The 18,325-nt window shown below is 35.3% G+C and carries 17 protein-coding genes; all 17 read left to right on the forward strand.

Annotated elements, in window-relative coordinates; translation table 11 throughout:
* Positions 1–230: 230 nt before the first annotated feature.
* The 17 genes from AC4GZ8_RS06180 (at position 231) to tpx (ending at position 18,161) form a co-directional block, all read left to right on the forward strand.
* On the forward strand, positions 231–1,238 hold the full coding sequence (locus tag AC4GZ8_RS06180) for a substrate-binding domain-containing protein (RefSeq protein WP_491080947.1): 1,008 nt from the start codon (positions 231–233) through the stop codon (positions 1,236–1,238).
* 87 nt (positions 1,239–1,325) lie between these two features.
* Positions 1,326–3,791, forward strand: coding sequence for a beta-mannosidase (locus AC4GZ8_RS06185; protein ID WP_491080948.1), 2,466 nt, complete (start codon positions 1,326–1,328; stop codon positions 3,789–3,791).
* Positions 3,792–4,374: 583 nt separating this feature from the next.
* Positions 4,375–5,373, forward strand: coding sequence for a TRAP transporter substrate-binding protein (locus AC4GZ8_RS06190; RefSeq protein WP_491080949.1), 999 nt, complete (start codon positions 4,375–4,377; stop codon positions 5,371–5,373).
* Positions 5,374–5,419: 46 nt separating this feature from the next.
* Positions 5,420–5,947, forward strand: coding sequence for a TRAP transporter small permease (locus AC4GZ8_RS06195; protein WP_491080950.1), 528 nt, complete (start codon positions 5,420–5,422; stop codon positions 5,945–5,947).
* Positions 5,944–7,212, forward strand: coding sequence for a TRAP transporter large permease (locus AC4GZ8_RS06200; protein ID WP_491080951.1), 1,269 nt, complete (start codon positions 5,944–5,946; stop codon positions 7,210–7,212). Before AC4GZ8_RS06195 ends, AC4GZ8_RS06200 begins: the two co-directional genes overlap by 4 nt.
* A gap of 269 nt (positions 7,213–7,481) precedes the next feature.
* Positions 7,482–8,315, forward strand: a complete 834-nt coding sequence (locus tag AC4GZ8_RS06205; protein WP_491080952.1) for a transketolase — start codon at positions 7,482–7,484, stop codon at positions 8,313–8,315.
* Entirely contained in the window at positions 8,315–9,265 is a 951-nt protein-coding gene (locus AC4GZ8_RS06210) for a transketolase family protein (protein ID WP_491080953.1), read from the forward strand. Before AC4GZ8_RS06205 ends, AC4GZ8_RS06210 begins: the two co-directional genes overlap by 1 nt.
* 45 nt (positions 9,266–9,310) lie before the next feature.
* Entirely contained in the window at positions 9,311–10,069 is a 759-nt protein-coding gene (locus tag AC4GZ8_RS06215; protein ID WP_491080954.1) for an SDR family NAD(P)-dependent oxidoreductase, read from the forward strand.
* Positions 10,070–10,159: 90 nt separating this feature from the next.
* Positions 10,160–10,870 carry a FadR/GntR family transcriptional regulator gene (locus AC4GZ8_RS06220; protein WP_491080955.1) on the forward strand — a complete coding sequence of 237 codons (711 nt, stop codon included), beginning with the start codon at positions 10,160–10,162 and terminating at the stop codon, positions 10,868–10,870.
* 230 nt (positions 10,871–11,100) lie between these two features.
* A complete protein-coding gene (locus AC4GZ8_RS06225; RefSeq protein WP_491080956.1) occupies positions 11,101–11,232 on the forward strand; it encodes a GapA-binding peptide SR1P in 132 nt (43 codons plus the stop codon).
* A gap of 94 nt (positions 11,233–11,326) precedes the next feature.
* Positions 11,327–11,776, forward strand: coding sequence for a ribose 5-phosphate isomerase B (gene rpiB, locus AC4GZ8_RS06230; protein WP_491080957.1), 450 nt, complete (start codon positions 11,327–11,329; stop codon positions 11,774–11,776).
* 483 nt (positions 11,777–12,259) lie between these two features.
* On the forward strand, positions 12,260–12,967 hold the full coding sequence (locus AC4GZ8_RS06235; protein ID WP_491081196.1) for a FadR/GntR family transcriptional regulator: 708 nt from the start codon (positions 12,260–12,262) through the stop codon (positions 12,965–12,967).
* 379 nt (positions 12,968–13,346) lie between these two features.
* Positions 13,347–14,372: a zinc-dependent alcohol dehydrogenase gene (locus AC4GZ8_RS06240; protein ID WP_491080958.1), complete on the forward strand. Its 1,026-nt coding sequence runs from the start codon at positions 13,347–13,349 to the stop codon at positions 14,370–14,372.
* A gap of 82 nt (positions 14,373–14,454) precedes the next feature.
* Positions 14,455–15,465, forward strand: coding sequence for a TRAP transporter substrate-binding protein (locus tag AC4GZ8_RS06245; protein WP_491080959.1), 1,011 nt, complete (start codon positions 14,455–14,457; stop codon positions 15,463–15,465).
* A 71-nt stretch (positions 15,466–15,536) separates the two neighbouring features.
* Positions 15,537–16,010, forward strand: a complete 474-nt coding sequence (locus AC4GZ8_RS06250; protein WP_491080960.1) for a TRAP transporter small permease — start codon at positions 15,537–15,539, stop codon at positions 16,008–16,010.
* A gap of 9 nt (positions 16,011–16,019) precedes the next feature.
* A complete protein-coding gene (locus AC4GZ8_RS06255; RefSeq protein WP_491080961.1) occupies positions 16,020–17,300 on the forward strand; it encodes a TRAP transporter large permease in 1,281 nt (426 codons plus the stop codon).
* A 360-nt stretch (positions 17,301–17,660) separates the two neighbouring features.
* Positions 17,661–18,161, forward strand: a complete 501-nt coding sequence (tpx, locus tag AC4GZ8_RS06260) for a thiol peroxidase (RefSeq protein ID WP_491080962.1) — start codon at positions 17,661–17,663, stop codon at positions 18,159–18,161.
* Positions 18,162–18,325: the final 164 nt, after the last annotated feature.

Here is an 18,325-nt window from a genome sequence, read left to right on the forward strand (position 1 = left end):
AAACACTCAAAAAAATACTTTAAAATTAAAGTTAACCTTAGTATAATACTCTTTGAAGATAGCGTTTTCAATTTTAAGATTTCGGTTTACCATCTGTTTTTACAAATTCAGAATCTGTAAGGAGAAACTAGACTAGTTGATTCACAAGTATTTGAACGAACAAGATTATTGGTTGTGTACCTGATGTATGTAATAAATAATTAACGTATATAGGAAAGGGGGAGAGAGTGATGAAAAGTAATGTAACGATGAGAGATATAGCTGACAAATTAGGTGTAAGCAGTGTAACTGTGTCAAAAGCACTTAATGATAAAGAGGGTGTCAGCGAAGAGCTTAAACAAAAGATAAAGACTATTGCAGAGGAAATGGGATATAGATATAATGCAATGGCTAAATCGATGAAGGAAGGTTTGTCGTATAATATTGGAGTTATAATTCCTGAACGTTTTGCTGGTACTGAACAATCTTCATTCTATTTAAATGTTTATAAAAGTATGACTAGGATTCTAGAAAACAGGGGGTATTATGGTATTCTCCACATCTTAAGTCATAGTGATGAAAAACAACTGAATCTTCCCAGAATCTATCATGAAAATAAAGTCGACGGCTTCATTATACTTGGCCAAATCAGTAAATCATATATAGGAAAAATCCTGGAGATAGACCTTCCGAAGGTATTTCTTGATTTTTATGATGAAAACGCAGATATTGATTCAGTTACAACTGATAACTTTTATGCAGCATATGAATTAACAAACTATCTTTTCCGTAATGGTCATCAAGAGATTGCATATGTTGGAAATCTTTATTCAACAAGCAGTATTCAAGACCGCTTTTTAGGATATTATAAGTCATTACTTGAACATGGATGTTCGTTGAAACAAGAGTATATTATTAACGATCGGGATGAAGAAGGTACTTATATAGATATGGAATTACCAGAAACTCTACCAACGGCGTTTGTTTGCAATTGTGATCAAGTTGCTCATAACTTAATTCAAAAGATGAAAAAGGTTGGATATAAAGTACCTGAAGATTGTTCGGTCGTTGGCTTTGATAATGATATTTATGCAACAATTACTGATCCTCCTTTAACAACAGTTGAAGTAGACGTTGAACAAATGGCTTCCTATTCTGTCAATTTTGTTCTTGAAAAGATAAGAGACAAGAATAAAACATTTGGACGGGTACTTGTTAAAGGAAAAATGATATATAGAAATTCTGTTAAGAAAATTTAGAACAAGGTGTTTTTTATACCTTGTTTTTCTTTTAGAGTTATTAAACAAATAAAATAACAAAAACATAAAAAACGGAGGTCGGAAGTAATGAAAAAAATTAGCTTAAATGGTGCATGGCTAATGAAAAGCTCAGATGGATTAAATTGTTTAGAGGCTTCAGTACCAGGATCTGTTATGAATGAACTTTTTAAACATGGGGAAATTGAGGATCCTTTTTATAGAGATAATGAACGTTTTGCCTATGAAATTGCTTCAAAGGATTATAAATTTATACGTGAATTTATAGTGGAAGAAGAACTGTTACATAATCAGCACCTAGTATTACGTTTTGATGGTCTAGATACAATCTCAGAGATAAAAATCAATGGGAATAGTATAGCAAAGACAAATAATATGCACCGGGTATATGAATTCAATATTAAACCATTTTTAGTTACTGGTGTAAACAAGATAGAAGTTACTCTTTTTTCACCAATTCACTATATCTCGAATAAACAAAAGGAAGAAAAACTATGGGGTGTAACGGATGCCATCGAAGGATATCCACATCTTCGAAAAGGACATTATATGTTTGGATGGGATTGGGGTCCACAAATACCGGATTTAGGGATTTGGAGAGATGTGTCATTACTTGCTTGGAACTTAGGGCGTATCGATGAAGTGTATGTAACACAAGATCATCGTCATAAGGAAGTCGAAGTACGTGTTCAAGTCAAATTGGAAGCGCATTCATTTGATCCTGTAAGTCTTAAGGTGAATTTGATGAATCCGTTAGGTAATGTAGAGTCAGTTAGTATTGACCATGTGTTAAAGGATGAAACAGTATCCTTTCATGTGGTAAATCCACAGTTATGGTGGCCGAATAATTATGGTGAGCAGCCTTTATATAAGGTTGAGGTTATCACATTAAATGAAACTGGTGTTTTAGATGAAAAGGTGATAAATATTGGGCTTCGCACAATAACAATTAAACATGAACCAGACCAGTGGGGAAAATCATTTGAGTTTGAAGTGAATGGTTTATCGATTTTTGCGATGGGGGCAAATTATATCCCTGAGGATAGTTTACTTGCCCGTAACTCAAAGGAACGAACAGAACGGATTATAAATGATTGTGTCGAAGCAAATTTTAATATGATTCGTGTATGGGGTGGAGGAATTTATCCAGAGGACTATTTCTTTGATTTATGTGATCAAAAAGGAATTATCGTTTGGCAGGACTTTATGTTTGCTTGCAGTGTGTATGACTTAAATGATGATTTTCGTAGAAATGTAGAACAAGAGGTAATAGATAATATGAAACGAATTAGACATCATGCTAGTTTAGGTATTTGGTGTGGGAATAATGAAGTTGAGGAAGCTTGGGTCTACTGGGGAGATATGCCTGATGAGGATTATAAACATAAAGCGGATTACATAAAGTTATTTGAGTTTATTATTCCCGAACTTGCAAAAGAACTTGATCCGCAGACATTTTATTGGTCATCTTCTCCTTCCTCAGGCGGTGGATTTAATGAACCGAGAAATCCAAACGAGGGTGATATGCACTACTGGGAAGTATGGCATGGTTTGAAACCTTTTTCTGAGTATGAGAAATTTCACTTCCGATTCTGCTCTGAATTTGGTTTTCAGTCGTTTCCATCTATGAAGACCATCCATTCATTTACAGAGGAAGGAGACCGCAATATTTTTTCTTATGTAATGGAGAAACATCAAAAAAATGGGGCTGCAAACGGAAAGATCTTATTTTATCTTTCTGAAAATTTCCTCTATCCAAAGGATTTTGATTCATTACTTTATGCTTCACAACTTTTACAAGCTGAGGCAATAAAGTATGGGGTCGAGCATTGGAGGAGAAATCGTGGACGTTGTATGGGCTCGCTGTATTGGCAATTAAATGATTGTTGGCCAGTTGCATCATGGTCAAGTGTTGATTATTTTGGTCGATGGAAGGCTCTTCATTATTATGCGAAGAAATTTTATGCACCTATCTTAATGTCACTGAGAGAGGATGGTTCTGACGTTGAGATTCATCTAACGAATGATACGTTATCTCCAATAGACGCTCACATTGAATGGACATTACGAAGACATACATCTGAAATCCTGGCTCAAGGAACCGTTCAATCGATTGTGAAAAATTTATCAGCTAAGCACTGTGAAAAGCTATTGTTAGGTGAATATTTAACAGAAGATAAAAAAAGAAATACGTATCTGGAATGTAAATTATATGTAAATGGCGAACAAATGGCAGTAACAACCATGCTGTTTACAAAACCAAAGCACTTTGAATTTTTAGACCCTGAGTTAACATATCTCGTTTCTGAAACAAAAGATACGTTTGAAATTCATATATCCTCTCAAGCTTTTGCGAAATACATTGAGTTGGATTTAGAAACTGCAGATTGTAAGTTTAACGAAAATTATTTTGATTTGTCTGCTGGTGATATAAGAAAAATAATTGTTAACAAAGATAGTCTTACTGAAAATCTTAGCCTTGAATCATTTAAAGATCAGTTAAAACTGAGAAGTGTTTTTGATATTGCTAATTGAGAACTATTTCTGTATAGATTTGGCAGGCAATCTATCATAAAAAATCAGGAAAATAAGCTTCAACTCTTTATTGTATAGGAGTTGGAGTTTTTTTGTATAATTGAGGTTTTTAACTGTCTAAGCGAAACCTACCATATAATGCTGAAAATAGTAGCACCTAAAAAACGTTTGACAATTGTTATTGTGAAAAGTACAATTTAACTACAGAGTTACTTAGTAGACAAGTGAACAAGATCTGAGTGAAAAATTGGTAAAAGGATATGACCAAAAGTTTGTTATATTAATAGGAAAGTGAACTGGAAAGATCAACAAAAGTGCGATGTTATATTTATTTATAAAGCATAACTTAATGTTTGAGTAGTAATGTAAAGGATTACATTCGTCGGTTTTCTTCCTTATATAACAACAATGTACATCAGGTGTATGATGAGTTATTCTAGTTTTATTAGCTCAAACAAATTTCACTTTTTGTAATAGACATAGGTAACCTAATCTGAATTTGGTTAAAGCGCTTACAGAAAAGTGGAGTTAAAAACTCATTATATAACCTAAAGACAGAAATTAACAGAAGGTAGGGATATTAATGAAAGCCTTTCAAAAATTAATGGTGTTTTTAACAATAGGACTAGCTCTAAGTATATTAGTAGTTTTCTTTACTACTAATAATGCAGTAGGTTCTGATGATGTAACTCTTATTAGGTTTGGACATGGTGCTGCAGAATCAAATGAAAGACATTTAGCTGTTATGAAATTTAAAGAGTTGGTGGAAGAAAAATCACAAGGTGAAATGAAAGTTCAAGTGTATCCTAATGAGCAGCTTGGCTCAGAGGCTGAAATGATAGAAAGTGTTACGTTTAATGATCTTCAAATGGTAGCAGCAAGTGCATTTAGTCAATATGACCAACGAATAAGTGTGTTTGAATTACCTTATCTTTTTGATACTTACGAAGAGGCATGGAAGGTTCTGGATGGTGAAATTGGACAGAAGGTGGCAGCACCTTTATTAGAGGATGGGTTAAGAATAGTATCCTATTTTGAGAACGGTTTCCGTCATGTTACTTCAAATGTACCAATTGAAGAACCAGGGGATTTAAAGGGATTGAAAATAAGGACTCCGGAATTTCCGTTATCTGTTAGTACCTTTAAGGCATTTGGTTCCAATCCTACACCAATGGCTTTTGGAGAATTATATATGGCTTTACAGCAGGGAACTGTAGATGCTCAGGAAAATCCTATCGCAAACATTTATGCCAGTAAATTTAACGAAATTCAAGATTATCTAAATTTAACAGGTCATCAATACATGCCGCTGCCTGTTGCGATAAGTGAAGAGTTTTGGCAAACACTTACTCCAGAGGAGCAAGAAATAATTATTAGTAGTGCAAGAGAAGCAGCGCAATTCCACAGAGATATTTTAAGAGAAAATGAAGAAGAAATGCTGAGCGAACTTCAAAATGCTGGTATGACAGTTATTCAACCGGATAGGGAGAAGTTTAGAGAAAAAGCTGAAGGTGTTTATCAAGCCTATCAGAAGAGATTTGGGGAAGATTTTATTCAAGATATATTGAAAGCGGTTGAGTAAAAAGAAAGAGGAAATAAGAGTTCTTCAACATGAGGAGGTCCGTTTAATGAAATTCATCAATTGGTTAGATAAACATTTAGAAGAATATATATTAATCGTACTTAGTATTTCTACCGTCATCATTGTTTTTGCACAGGTTTTTATGAGGTATGTGCTTGGCGAGTCTCTTACCTGGTCAGAAGAGGTTGCAAGATACCTATTTATATGGATGATTTATGTAGGTGTAAGTTATGGAGTACAAAAAGATAAGCACCTTGGGGTAGATGCTTTTCCAATGATGTTTGAAAAAAAAGGTAGAATTATCATTGATATAATTGCCAGTTTTTCATTTTTTGTTTTTGCGGTTGTCATGACTTACTTCGGATTTGATATCGTTCTAAAAGTTACAAGAGAATCTGCTGCGTTGGAAATACCTCTTGAATGGGTATATGCTGCACCAGTAGTCGGGATGGTTCTAACCTCCATTCGTTTAATTCAAAAATTAGTTCGTTTAGTAAATGAATTGAAAGCGTTAAAAAAATATAAGTGTGACGATTGTAAAGAACAGACTGAGCTTCAGGAGGGAATCGTATGACGAGTTTTGTATTATTTGGTACGTTCTTTTTGTTCATGATCCTTTCTGTCCCGATTGCGATATCTTTAGGATTAGCAGGCTTGGTCACAGCTATTTATTCACCTAATATATCGATTACATTTCTTGCGCAGGGGTTGGTAACTTCAACCGATAATTTTGCCTTAATGGCCATCCCATTTTTTATCCTGGCTGGTGAAATCATGGGAAAGGGCGGGATCTCAACTCGCTTATTCAATTTAGCTAATATATTTGTTGGACGTTATACTGGAGGTTTTGCTATAGCAGCAGTTATTACTTGTATGTTCTTTGCTGCTATCTCTGGATCGGGGCCAGCAACAGTAGCAGCAGTTGGAGGCATTATGATACCTGCAATGGTTGCACAAGGTTATGATAGAAAGTTTGCAACAGCTGTAATCGTAACAGCTGGTTCAATGGGGATTATTATTCCTCCAAGTATCCCGATGGTTCTTTATGGGATCTCAGGAAACCAGTCGATCGGAGATTTATTCTTAGGTGGGATTTTTCCAGGAATTTTAATTGGAATTTGTTTAATCATTTGGTGTTATTTCTATTCAAAAAAGAAGGGATATTCAGGAACGAAGGAAAGCTTCAGTTTTAAAAAGATGCTAATTGCTTTAAATCAAGCAAAATGGTCACTTTTAGTTCCAATTATTATTTTAGGGGGAATATACGGAGGAATTTTCACGCCAACAGAAGCAGCTGTATTTGGAGTCGTTTATGCAGCCTTTGTCAGTATATTCCTGCATAAGGAGATCAAAATCAGCCATTTCCCTAAAATTATTGCGGAAGCAGCAATAAGCTCGGTGGCTATTTTAATCATTATTGGAACAGCAAATGCGTTTGGTACTATTCTAACAATGGAGAAAATACCACAAGCAATCGCAGAGTCTTTCTTATCAGTTTCTGAAAACTCAATTGTTATTATTTTAATCATCATCCTCTTGCTACTAATTATTGGCTGCTTTATTGATACATCAGCAGCAGTAATAATCTTTACACCAATTCTTTTTCCTGTAGCAAGCCAAGTAGGGTTAGACCCAATTCATTTCGGGATTATCATGATTGTTACGTTATCAATCGGTTTTATTACTCCTCCACTTGGAGTGAATTTATTTGTCGGCTCAGGTATTTCCGGATTAAGTATGCCAACGCTAGTAAGAGGTGTTGTTCCATTCTTTTTCATTATGCTGGTGAGTTTGGCTATAATAGCAGTTATTCCAAAATTAACACTGTTATTACTGTAAGTTTGGGAGAGAGAATGTTATTTCTCTCCTCTTTTTTTATACTATTAGAAACGATAAAAATAATAGCGACAAGCTAAGTTTTTCTAATCAAAATATAAAAATAAAAAACTTCAAAAAATAATTTGTATACTTAGTAGACAAGTGACGTCAGAGAATGTATACTACAGTTATAGAATAACTTGTTAGATAAATGTGGAGTAACTTGTATGACAAGTTGACAACATTACAAATTTGAAACCGCTATAAAATAATTCATTGAGGTGATGAAGGTGAAAAATATAAGTGTTGAAGAGTTAAAAGAAATAGCTATTGAAATGAGAAAAACAGCCGTAACAATGATTCACAAAGCGCAATCTGGTCATCCTGGTGGATCACTTTCAGCTGCAGACCTAATGACAGCGTTATATTTTAAAGAAATGAACATTGATCCGAATAATCCGAATTGGGAGGATCGGGACAGATTCGTACTTTCAAAAGGGCATGTTTGTCCTATTCAATACTCAGCTTTAGTATTAAAAGGTTATGTCCCGTATGAAACCATTTATACATTAAGAGAATACGGTTCTCCTTTTCAAGGTCATCCAGATATGAAAAAGTGTCCTGGAATTGATATCTCAACAGGTTCATTAGGTCAAGGACTTTCATGCGGTGTAGGGATGGCGATTGCAGGAAAAAGAGATAAAAAATCTTATCGTGTCTTCTCACTATTAGGTGATGGGGAATGTCAAGAAGGTCAAATTTGGGAAGCAGCTCAAACAGCTGTTAAATATCAATTAGATAATTTAGTCGTATTTGTTGATAATAATAGACTTCAAATCGATGGTTTTACTGATGAGATCATGCCACTGCAAGATATAGAAAAGAAATTTGAAGTATTTGGATTTGAAACTAAGCGTATCGATGGACACTCAATGGAAGAGATTGTTGAGACACTTGATGAAGTAAGAGTTGCCAAAAATGGTAAACCAAAATGTATTGTCATGGACACTGTAAAAGGGAAGGGAGTTTCTTATATGGAAGACGTTGCTGAATGGCACGGAGTTGCTCCTAATGATGAAGAATACAAACAGGCAATTGGAGAAATATCAGGGGGGTTAAAATAATGAGTATCTTAGAAAAAACGCTAACGACAAAGAAGGCAACCAGGGAAGCATTTGGCGATGAAATTGTGAAACTAGGGAAAGAAAACAAAGATATTTACGTGATCGATGTTGATATTGCAAAATCATGTAAAACAAGCAATTTTATTAAGCAATTACCAGATCAGCATATCAATGTTGGAATTGCAGAGCAAAATGCAGCCGGATTAGCAGCTGGTCTTGCAACAACTGGTAAGATCCCGTTTGTAAGCACTTACGCAGTATTCGGTTCTTTAAGAATGGCAGAGCAAATTAGGCAAGAGGTTTGCTATCCAAATTTAAATGTTAAAATCGCTTGTTCCCACGGAGGATTAACGCCTGCCAATGATGGCGGAAGTCACCAAGCAATTGAGGATATGGGGGTATTAAGAAGCTTTCCGAACATGACAGTCATAATGGGGGCAGACTACTATTCTACTAGGAAGCTAGTTGAGCAAGCAGCAAAAATGTATGGTCCTGTTTACCTGCGCTTTACAAGAGATACAGTTCCAATGATTTATGATGAAAATGAAGAATTTACAATTGGTAAGGCCAAAAAATTACAAGAAGGTTCTGACATTGCAATCATTGCAAACGGTGATACTTTACGCTTAGCTATTGAAGCGACAAAAGAGTTAGAAAAACAAGGAATCTCTGTCAAGCTATTAGATATGCACACGATTAAACCACTAGACCGTGATGCAGTAGTTGAATGTTTAAATGTTGGAAAAATCATTACTGTTGAAGACCACAATATTTTAAATGGTCTAGGAAGTGCTGTATGTGAAGTCGTAGCTGAAGAAGGTAAGGGGAAAGTCAGTCGAATTGGGGTTCAGGATCAATTTGGTCAATCTGCACCATATGAAAAGCTATTAGAACTAAATGGAATCACTGTTGAAAATATCATTAATACTGCAAAAGAAATGCTTCAATAAAGATAAACAAATGTTATTAAACTATGAAACTAGGAGTGGATGTCAATGTTTGAATTAAAGGAAAGAGTAGCAATCGTAACAGGAAGTGGATCTAAAAAAGGGATTGGTCGTACAATCGCATTATCACTTGCCAAACAGGGTGCTGCAGTTGTTGTGGCAGATTTAAATTTAGAAGGAATTGATGATACTGTAAACGCTATTACTGAAGCAGGCGGAAAGGCATTAGGGGTAGAGCTGAATGTGACTAATAAAGAATCTGTTGATGCAATGGTAGATAAAGTACTCACGGAATATGGAAGAATCGATATCCTTGTTAATAATGCTGGAATTTCTCAAAAAGTAACCGTTCAGGATATGACACTCGAAGATATGACAAGAATATTTAATGTGAATATGTTCGGTTTATTCCTTTGCACTCAAGCAGTACTAGATCCAATGAAAAAACAAAGGTTTGGTCGCATTATTAATCTTTCTTCTGTATCTGCAAAAAGAGGCGGCGGTGTATTCGGTGGTGCACATTATTCAGCCTCTAAGGCTGCTGTACTAGGCTTCTCAAAGAATCTTGCGCGTGAAGTAGCTGTTGATGGAATTACAGTAAACAGTGTTGCACCAGGACTTGTAAACACTGAAATTTGGAAGTCTCTTCCTGAAGAGGATGCAAAAAAGGTTATTGATAGCATTCCAATGGGCAGACCTGGTGAAGTGAGTGAAATTGCATCAGCTATTGCATTTTTAGCTTCTGAAGAAGCATCTTATATTACAGGAGAAGAAATAGATATCAACGGCGGTTCTCACATGGATTAATTTATATAGATGAAACAGGCAACTGACACGGTCGGATGTCTGTTTCATTATTTCTTTTGATTTTGTATATAATTAAGAATGTAGAGAGAAGTGAGTACAATCAATTTTAACCGTGTTTCAAGTCAAAAACTATATATCCAAATTTATAATCAGATCCTTTCAGAGATTGAAGTTGGCACATTTAAGGAAGGGGAGAAGCTTCCTACGGAAAGAGAGCTATGTGATCTTTTTAATGTTAGTCGTGCACCTGTTAGACAGGCACTCAGTGCATTAGAGTTGAATGGTGTTATTTTTTCACGCCAAGGGGAAGGAGTATATGTTAAAAACAATAAAGTTCTAACGGGGAATTTTCAAACGGCTTTCTTTTTAAAATCAATTTCACCAGAGGATATTGTTGAAGCGAGAATGAGTATAGAGCCGCTAATTATTGAATTTGCAGCCTTAAGAGCAACTGATGAAGATATTAAAGCACTTCAACAAACGATAAAGAAAATGGAAAAAGAAACAAAAGCTGGGGTATATGAGCCCGAAACAGATGAGATTTTACACAAACAGATTGCTGAGGCTTCTCATAATGACTTATTTATAAAATTTATGTCAGCCATTAGTAATGCAATGAAGCAACAGGAAATGTGGCATTTTATAAGAGATAGGACCGTAACTAGACCGGAATACCGTGAGATAAATTTTCAAGAGCATCAATCACTCATTAAAGTTATTGAGGATCATAATGCAAAAGAAGCAGTTGATTTAATGACCTCCCATATGGAAAACCTTTATGAGAGATATTGGAAATCTTAATATTATCTATTTTATTGATGACTGCTAATTCGGTTTAAAACCAGTATCATCATGCATTTATTTTGGTTTCTTTGATTTTATAAAAATAGTTAGATTAGAAACAATTGATGGCTAACAAAAAATGATTGACATCTGATAGTTTGAAAAGTAAGCTATATTTATAAGATAACTTGTATGACAAGTATACAAGTTGACAAATTTGGGATTGTTTGGATGGAGGATAAGGACAGGTGGGTACAGTAATTTGCCAAAATTGTAATTCAACAATTGATCACTTTGAAAATGAAAAGGTAACTGTACTTTATTCTAAGTGTGAATGCTGTGACGATATTCATAAGGTAGATCGTAATAACAAAAAATGATTTAGATAAAAAGCATTTTTTTTATAAAAGAATGAAAAGGTTTTCAGTTGTTTTGAAAATGAACTTGAGATTATATGAATTTAGGAGGAACAAAATGAGAGTAGCTATTGCATCTGATCACGGCGGGATTACAATTCGAAAAGAAATTATCAATTTGCTTGAGGAACTGAATATAGAGTATGTTGATTTAGGATGTGAATGTCAAACTTCTGTTGATTACCCGGATTATGCGGTTCCAGTAGCAGAAATGGTAGCAAAAGGTGAGGCGGAAAGAGGGATATTAGTGTGTGGTACTGGTATTGGAATGAGTATCGCAGCGAACAAAGTAAAAGGAGTTCGTTGTGCACTTGTCCATGATACCTTTAGTGCAAAAGCAACGAGGGAGCATAATAACTCTAATGTTCTCGCCATGGGAGAGCGGGTTATTGGTCCAGGATTAGCTCGTGACATTACAAAAGTATGGTTAACTACCGCCTTTGAAGAAGGGGGAAGACATGAAAAGCGAAAAAATAAGATCACTGATATTGAAATGCAATTTAGTTAAAATTGAAATAGTCCACAATAGCTTTATTATAAAACAAGAGTATATTTGTGTTTGATGAGAGTGATGGTCTAACCATCACTTTTTTAAACAGATAAGAAAGTATAAAATTTTTGTACTTATACTTAGTTTTAGTAGTAGCTCCGAAGCACAGGACGTGCAAGTGCAGTCGTTGCAACAGGATGTTGCGGTTTTAGACTGCCAGCGCCTATCGCCTATCAAACTTCAGATCATCTCCCTACGATAAGTCAACATCGGTTCGCTTCGCTTACCTTGTTTCCTAAATCTTTAGTCGATGCTCCACCAGTTTGTACGGCGATGACCAAGGTGCTTGCGCTTTTCTTATCCTAATGGAACTAATTTATTTCATTCGAAGAGATTGGTTTTATGTATTCAACCAGTAATAGTGTTGCTCTTTAAAAAAGAAAGGCTTATAATTATATATGTTTTAAAACGTTTACTTATTAAGAATATATATTGAGAGAAGTGATTAAAATTAGCTTTAATCGGGTATCAAGTGAAAAATTATACATACAAATTTATAATCAAATTCTTTCAGAAATCCAATCAGGATCTTTTAATATAGGTGATAAATTGCCTGCAGAACGAGAGCTTTGTGCCCAGTTTGGAGTAAGTCGTGCTCCGATTAGACAAGCATTGAGTGCCCTTGAGTTGAATGGCATTATTTATTCTCGTCAAGGAGAAGGTGTGTATGTTAAAAACACACAGATTACTAACAATTCTGAATCATCCTTTATATTGGATTCAACCTCGCCAGAAGACATTGTAGAAGCAAGAATGAATATTGAACCATTAATTATTAAATATGCAGCACAAAGAGCTACAGAAGAGGATATTAAGGAACTCCGCTCTACTATTCAAAAAATGGAGGAAGAAACAAAGGCTGGCATCTATGTTCCAGAGACAGATGAGGCACTCCATAAAGGAATAGCGAAGGCTTCTCATAATGATTTATTTATAAAGATTATGGCCGCCATCAGTAATGCGATGAAATCTCAAGAAATGTGGAAATTTATACGTGATCGTACGGTAACTCGTCCAGATTACCGAGAGGTTAATTTTAAAGAGCATAAAATGCTTATAAAAGCCATCGAGGAACACAATGAAACGGAAGCTGTAGAGATTATGACCTTTCATATGCAGAACCTTTATGATCGATATTGGAAAGATTAATTTGTTACCTAAAAAGATCAATCAAACCTAGTGATTTCAATTAAAATGGACTTTTCAAGATGTGTTTTCTTGGTGAAGTCCATTTTTTTATTTTTGGAGTAGAAGGGATTTTAGTAAGGTCTGAATATTCGCCTAATGGGCATTGACTTTTTGGAAAAGTCTATGTATACTACGTGTATAAGTTAACTTAGTATACAAGTTAACAAGGTGACAATTAAAGGAGGATATCTCTGCGTTTTGATGTAATCGCTACCAAACAAAACAATTTTGAATGATAGGTTTTATTTTTGAATTAATTGATTTTCTAGTTGAAGTAAAATGTAAGCGATTACTAGTCCTTGTTTTTTCTCACAAATAAGTAGTGTAAGGGGGAAGGGATTTGAAAGCAGCGTTATTTGATCGGGTTGAACATATTGAGGTCATTGGTAAAGAGGTACCAAGAATTAAGGGGAACGAAGTATTAATTCAAGTGAAGATTGCAGGGATATGCGGTTCTGATGTCCATGCATATGTAGGTAAACATCCATTTAGGCAACCGCCAAGTATTTTAGGGCATGAGGTAATAGGTGAAATTAAAGAAGTTGGAGAAAATGTTACAACTTTTGAAGTTGGAGAGATGGTCACGATCGAACCGCAAGTAGGATGCGGTAATTGCAGACCATGCTCAGAAGAACATTATAATCTATGCGAAGAAAAAGTTGTACTTGGAACAACAAACTGGGATGGAGGCTTTGCCCAATTCGTGGTATCTCCTGAAAAAAGTCTACATAAAATCCCAAGAACATTAACGCCAGACTTGGCCGTCCTTACTGAACCACTAGCAGTTGGTGTCCATGCGGTTAAAATCGCTGACATACAAAAAGGGGATAAAGTAGCGATTCTTGGTTCAGGACCTATAGGGCTTGTCACAGCAGTTGCTGCACATGATAAAGGTGCTGAAACAATATGTCTGACAGATGCAATTGATAAAAACTTAGAAATAGGAAAAGCTCTTTGTGCGACAGATGTTGTAAATGTAAGGTTTCAATCCCTGCAAAATTATGTTGATGCTCATATTGGTCAATTTGATCATATTTTCCTTACTGCAGGCTATGGGGCGATTTTAGATGATGCTTTATCTGTTATTAAAAGAAGAGGAAAAATCATATCTATTGCGTTATTCGATGAAAAGGTATCAATCGATTTAAATAGATTGATGATTTCAGAGGTTCAGATGTTTGGCTCATCCATGTATGTAAAAGAAGACTTTAAATCAGCAATTGATATTATAGCGAGTCATAAGTATAAGCTTGAATCATTAATTACCCATAGATTTCAGTTTGACCAAATAAATGAGGCAATGAAAGTGGCGTTAACAAAGAATGGTTCTCCGATCAAAATTGTACTTGATTTAAAAAAAAGTTAGGATCAACTTTTTAAATGAAAAAATAGGTATGTTTAAGAAAACGGCCTATAAAAAATGATAATGAATTTAAGGGGGAGCAATGATGAGAAAAGGTGTTTTATCTTTCGTGTTAGTCATAATGGTGGTTTTCTTAGCTGCTTGCGGTGGGAAGGAAACAGCTGGTGATAGTGAAAAGAGTAATGAGAGTGGCGGAAAAATTACAATTAAATTTGCCCATAGTGCAGTTGAATCAAATTCAAGACATGAGGCTGCATTAAAGTTTAAGTCTTTAGTAGAAGAGAAATCCAATAATGAAATAACAGTTGAAGTCTTTGCAAACGAGGTTTTAGGTAGTGAGCCGCAAATGGTTGAAGGTGTTGCATTTAATGATATACAGATGGTAGCGGCTAGTACGTATGCACAATATGAACCAAAGGTAGATGTCTTCGGATTACCATTTTTATTTGAGTCAAACGAACAAGCGTGGGAAATGCTAGATGGTCCAATCGGTGAGGAAGTATTTTCAGGTTTACTTGATAATAATTTAAGAGTGTTAGGTCATTTTGAAAACGGATTCAGACATGTTACGAATAATTCAAAGCCAATTGAAAAGGTTGAGGATTTAAAAGGATTAAAAATCCGTACACCTGAGATGCCTATTTTAGTAAGTATATTTGAAGCACTTGGATCAAACCCTACTCCAATGGCATTTGGTGAACTTTACATGGCTTTACAACAAGGGACAGTTGACGGGCAGGAAAATCCAATCTCAAATATTCATGCAAGTAAATTCTATGAAGTTCAAGATTATTTAAGTCTAACAGGGCATTCCTATAGTGCAACAACTGTAGCAATTAGTGATGAATTTTGGCAGACCCTATCTCCTGAGCTGCAAGAAATCGTTCAATCAAGCTTAAAAGAAGCTTCAACTTTTCATAGAAACTTAGTTATGGAGGAAGAAGAAACACTATTAAAAGAGCTGGAAGAAGCAGGAATGAACGTCAATCGACCAGATATTGCCACTTTTAGAGAAGCTTCGCAGGCCGTGTATGAAGAGTATGAAGATACTTATGGTAAAGATCTTATTGATCGTATCTTAAAGGAACTAGAATAAGGTGAAAAAAGCAGAATCTATCCTTAAATGTGACCTTGGGTGGGTTCTGCTTTTATAAAGGAGGGAAGCATATGTCACTTTTAAAATGGTTAGATGAGAATGTAGAGGGGATCTTGCTTATCTTGCTTAGTATTCTAACTGTTGTAGTTGTTTTTATTCAAGTTTTTATGAGGTATGTGTTAGGTTCATCTCTTGTCTGGTCAGAAGAGTTAGCAAGATATGCTTTTATATGGATGATCTATATTGGGGTAAGTTATGGAGTGAAACGGCAAGCACATATAAGCGTAGACGCAGTGGCTATGTTGTTTAAAAGAAAAGGGAAGTTTTTGTTAGCCATGTGCGCAAATTTAGCTTTTTTAGCATTTGCTGTTATTCTCATATACTTCAGTTTTGAAGTAGTAATCCAAGTGACACGGACTTCACCCGCTTTGAATATACCAATGCAATGGGTGTACGCAGCACCAATGGTCGGATTATTACTAACGGCAATTAGAATTATTCAAAGAATGAAAATACAATTTGATTTATTTAGATCAGGAGAGTAGGTGATAAGTATGACAGCACTCGTATTATTTGGCAGTTTCGTATTCTTTTTACTTTTAACAGTCCCTATTGGTATTTCTCTAGGATTGGCTTCTCTTGTCACTATTTTATATGCTGATGTCACATCAGTTGAATACCTTGCACAAAGTCTGGTCCAATCTACTGATTCATTTCCTTTAATGGCCGTACCTTTTTTTATTTTAGCAGGGGAGATTATGGGGAAAGGAGGAATATCAGAACGTCTTTTTAAGCTGGCAAATGTTTTTGTTGGGAATTTTACAGGTGGGTTTGCAATGGCTGCGGTCCTAACTTGTATGTTTTTTGCAGCAATTTCCGGCTCAGGTCCAGCAACAGTTGCAGCAGTTGGAGGTATTATGATTCCAGCGATGGTTGGATATGGCTATGATAAAAAATTTGCAACGGCAGTAGTCGTAGCTGCGGGTGCATTAGGGATTATCATTCCGCCAAGTATTCCTATGGTTATATACGGTGTTTCCGGAAGTGTGTCAATTGGTGACATGTTTATTGCCGGCATCCTGCCAGGAGTTCTAATTGGTGCTGTAATGATGGGATGGAGCTATATATACTCTAAAAATAAAAAATACAAAGGAAATGGTGAAAAGTTTACTATTAAGAGAGCCCTATCTGGGATTAATGAGGCTAAGTGGGCAATATTTATCCCTGTCCTTATCTTGGGAGGAATTTATGGCGGGATATTTACACCCACAGAAGCAGCGGTAGTTGCTGTAGTATACGCGGCATTCATTAGTATATTTGTATATAAAGAGTTGACATTTAAAACATTTCCTAAGGTATTAAAAGATGCAGCATTAACATCTGCAACGATATTAATTATTATTGGAACAGCAAATGCATTTGGCAGGATTTTAACGATGGAGCAAATTCCTAGATTAGTAGCTGACTCATTATTAAGTGTGTCATCAAATCCTCTAGTTATTTTATTACTCCTTAATCTCTTATTATTATTTGTGGGAATGTTTATGGATACTGTGGCAGCAATTATTATCTTAGTCCCAATACTATTGCCAATTGCTATAAATATCGGAATTAATCCTATTCAATTCGGAATTATTATGATTGTAAACTTAGCGATTGGCTTTATTACTCCTCCTGTTGGTGTAAATCTATTCGTTGGTTCCGGTATATCAGGTCTATCCATTGAGTCCCTTGCAAAAGCAACAGTTCCATTTTTTGTTGCAATGATATTAAGTTTAACTGTCATTACAGTCATTCCCGAAGTCTCTCTTTTCTTAGTTGAGCTTTTTAAATAGGCTGTTTTCGTGAAGATTGTTGCTATTGAATATTGAATACTAATTTTAAAAAGAAAGTGGAATGGAGTGGAAGACACTTGACTCCTGCAGTAGGCAGAGGAAAGGAAGTGTCTGGAGCGAAATGGAACGACCTGTTCTCACGGTACTTGCCTTAAGTAGGCGAAAATAGCCTTTAAATAAAAGGAGTCCGAAAATAATTTTTCAAAAAACAAAAGGTAAATAGAATTGAGCCTATGATGTTGACAAGGACAAAGAGGAAAAGTAAACTTTAAGTATTGGATTACTTAGAATACAAGATTACAAGTTTTAGCTTTAATTAACTAAGTGTATCTAATGTAAAGACATTAAGGAGGAATTGGTATGGCTTCAGTTACATTTTTAAATGATCCTGTTACATTAGTAGGAAAAGAAATAAAAGTTGGAGACACTGCACCTGATTTTTTAGTACTTGATAATGATTTATCAAAGGTAACACTTGAGGATTCCGAGGGAAAGGTACGCTTAATTTCAGTAGTACCTTCAATTGACACAGGGGTTTGTGACGCACAAACTCGTCGTTTTAACGAAGCTGTTTCTAGTTTAAGCGGTGTAGAAGTGTTAACAATCAGCGTTGATTTACCATTCGCACAAAAAAGATGGTGTGGATCAAATGGAGTTGAAAATGTTAAAACACTTTCTGATCACAGGAATCTTTCTTTTGGTGAAGCGTATGGAGTTCATATCAAAGAATTACGTTTATTAGCAAGAGCAGTGTTTGTCATTGATTCAAATGATAAGGTTACATATGTTGAATATGTAAGTGAAGTATCAAATCATCCTGATTATGAGGCTGCGATTAAGGCTGTAAAAGATGCACGATAAATAAAAAGGAAAATGAAAGGAGGGTTCTCCTTTCATTTTCCTTTTTAACAGGTGACGGAATTCGAATCCCTCTCTTGGAACATATCGATGAAAAGAATCAATTTCCTGATAGGAAAGGGAGTGGAGCTTTTTTCTTATGGAGGTCAGCCAATTAAATCAAGAAA

The organism is Metabacillus sp. RB-C-LZQ-3-1 (assembly GCF_058315175.1).

Coding starts and splice junctions, on each gene's coding strand:
- AC4GZ8_RS06180 (WP_491080947.1), top strand. CDS start 231: ATGAAAAGTAATGTAACGATGAGAGATATAGCTGACAAATTAGGTGTA.
- AC4GZ8_RS06185 (WP_491080948.1), top strand. CDS start 1,326: ATGAAAAAAATTAGCTTAAATGGTGCATGGCTAATGAAAAGCTCAGAT.
- AC4GZ8_RS06190 (WP_491080949.1), top strand. CDS start 4,375: ATGAAAGCCTTTCAAAAATTAATGGTGTTTTTAACAATAGGACTAGCT.
- AC4GZ8_RS06195 (WP_491080950.1), top strand. CDS start 5,420: ATGAAATTCATCAATTGGTTAGATAAACATTTAGAAGAATATATATTA.
- AC4GZ8_RS06200 (WP_491080951.1), top strand. CDS start 5,944: ATGACGAGTTTTGTATTATTTGGTACGTTCTTTTTGTTCATGATCCTT.
- AC4GZ8_RS06210 (WP_491080953.1), top strand. CDS start 8,315: ATGAGTATCTTAGAAAAAACGCTAACGACAAAGAAGGCAACCAGGGAA.
- AC4GZ8_RS06215 (WP_491080954.1), top strand. CDS start 9,311: ATGTTTGAATTAAAGGAAAGAGTAGCAATCGTAACAGGAAGTGGATCT.
- rpiB (WP_491080957.1), top strand. CDS start 11,327: ATGAGAGTAGCTATTGCATCTGATCACGGCGGGATTACAATTCGAAAA.
- AC4GZ8_RS06245 (WP_491080959.1), top strand. CDS start 14,455: ATGAGAAAAGGTGTTTTATCTTTCGTGTTAGTCATAATGGTGGTTTTC.
- AC4GZ8_RS06250 (WP_491080960.1), top strand. CDS start 15,537: ATGTCACTTTTAAAATGGTTAGATGAGAATGTAGAGGGGATCTTGCTT.
- AC4GZ8_RS06255 (WP_491080961.1), top strand. CDS start 16,020: ATGACAGCACTCGTATTATTTGGCAGTTTCGTATTCTTTTTACTTTTA.
- tpx (WP_491080962.1), top strand. CDS start 17,661: ATGGCTTCAGTTACATTTTTAAATGATCCTGTTACATTAGTAGGAAAA.